Below are 1,847 nucleotides of genomic sequence, written 5' to 3' on the forward strand. Positions count from 1 at the left end.
CACTGAGACTAATCCTGATACGCACTTCCAAATACTTCCCCAGTTTGGATTATCTGCAAGACTGTTTGTTCAGTCGTTGGTTAAAGACAAGACATTTTGGATTAGTTGGGCGAGGGGACTAAAACTTTACTCGAAGGATTATCTCTTTTATGCGAGTACCCGTAATTTCCGTAGACAATAAACCTTTAATGCCAACAAAACCTAGCCGTGCTAGGCGATGGATTAAAGAAGGTAAAGCGATAGGCAAATTCAATAAGTTAGGCATATTTTATGCCCAATTAACGACAGAACCATCTGATACCCAAACTCAAGATGTAGTGATTGGGTTAGACCCCGGTAAAATGTTTTCTGGCGTTGCAGTCCAATCTCAAAAATACACGCTACAAATGTTGCACCTAGTTCTTCCATTTAAAACAGTTAAAGACAGAATGGAACAACGAGCCATGATGCGGCGTGGTAGACGAGGTAGACGAATTAACCGAAAATTATTTTTTGCAAAGCGTAACCATCGTCAAGCTAGATTCGATAATCGTCGTAGTTCCAAACTACCTCCAAGTATTAAAGCTAACAAAGATTTGGAATACCGCACAATCTCTTTATTGTGTGAAATCTACCCAGTAAAAACAATTGTTGTCGAAGAGGTAGAAGCCAGAGGGAGTAAAAGCTTTAGTCCAGTGATGGTAGGGCAAAGATATCAAATTAACCGACTATCAAACCTAGCTAATGTGGAATTGAAAAAAGGTTGGGAAACATCTAATCTTCGTAAGCACTTGGGATTACATAAAGAAAAATCTGACAAGTCTTTACAAATCCCAGAAACTCATGCAGTTGATGCAGTTACTTTGGCTTGTTCGCAGTTCGTTCAATACAAATCATGGGAAGGTGCTAAAACTCATGGTGCTAGTTGGGTAGGTTATGTAACTATTACCAACTCTCAATTTACGATTTTACGTCGTCCTCCAATTAGTCGTAGGCAACTACATTTAATGGTTCCGTCTAAGGGTGGAACCAGACGCGAATGTGCCGGGACAGAAGATTCTGTCCGGCAACTTCGCCGTAAATATGGCGGTACTGTAACCCGACATGGATTTAGAAAAGGTGATTATGTTGAAGCTATCCAAGGCAATAAAACATATAGAGGCTGGGTAAGCGGAGACACAGAAAAACAAGTTTCTGTCTCTGACCAAAACTGGAAACGGCTAGGTCAATTTAGTAAAAACAAAGTCCGACTAATTAGACGCTCTATTGGACTAATTACCACTGCGGTTAAAACCGCTCGCGTCGCTTCCCTCTCAGCACTAAAGTGACTGAGTTTCCCGCATACCGTGAGGTTTTATGAAAGTTTAGAATCAAGTTATCGAGACACCATAAAATGCCACTTACATTTATGATCTAGGATAAATATAAACAAAATTTCAGAATATGAAAGTTTTGAAGTTAGCAACAATTATTGATGAGTCAGGAAATTTACGCCTTGATATACCAACAGAATTAGCATCTGGCGCTGTTGATGTAGTTATTGTCTTAAACCCAAGCATCCCAGATACTCCTCAGACAAAATCCTACGATTTTTCCGATTTGGCAGGACGTTTAAGCTGCGCGATCGCACCTTGTATTGAGAACTTTGAAGAAAGCGATCGCATCTTTTAACAACACCCAGCGTCACATCTTAATTTCAAGGATGAGTGATCGCTTACTCTTCGCTAGTGCTTGTATACTATTGGCGTGCTTCAAAAAAAGCGATCGCAATCCTCAAAATCCACAACAAGCTAAGCTAAAAAGCACCTAAATTATATATTAGGGCAGGCAGGGATGCCCACCCCACAATAATTATAATAATTTGGATT

Annotated in this window: 3 protein-coding genes; all 3 read left to right on the plus strand. The window is 40.0% G+C overall.

Going from position 1 to position 1,847, the window contains the following annotated elements:
• Nucleotides 1-181 (plus strand): hypothetical protein (locus CK510_RS33145; protein WP_211293357.1); only part of this gene is annotated, 181 nt, incomplete at its 5' end.
• On the plus strand, nucleotides 150-1,307 hold the full coding sequence (locus CK510_RS29925; RefSeq protein WP_095725062.1) for an RRXRR domain-containing protein: 1,158 nt from the start codon (nucleotides 150-152) through the stop codon (nucleotides 1,305-1,307). The genes CK510_RS33145 and CK510_RS29925, both read left to right, overlap by 32 nt.
• 115 nt (nucleotides 1,308-1,422) lie before the next feature.
• On the plus strand, nucleotides 1,423-1,650 hold the full coding sequence (locus CK510_RS29930; protein ID WP_095725063.1) for a hypothetical protein: 228 nt from the start codon (nucleotides 1,423-1,425) through the stop codon (nucleotides 1,648-1,650).
• Nucleotides 1,651-1,847: the final 197 nt, after the last annotated feature.

Source organism: Brunnivagina elsteri CCALA 953 (assembly GCF_002289455.1).
GTDB lineage: Bacteria > Cyanobacteriota > Cyanobacteriia > Cyanobacteriales > Nostocaceae > Brunnivagina > Brunnivagina elsteri.

Bases quoted from the DNA above. Each gene is read 5' to 3' on its own strand.
- CK510_RS29930 (WP_095725063.1), top strand. From the start codon at position 1,423: ATGAAAGTTTTGAAGTTAGCAACAATTATTGATGAGTCAGGAAATTTA.
- CK510_RS29925 (WP_095725062.1), top strand. From the start codon at position 150: ATGCGAGTACCCGTAATTTCCGTAGACAATAAACCTTTAATGCCAACA.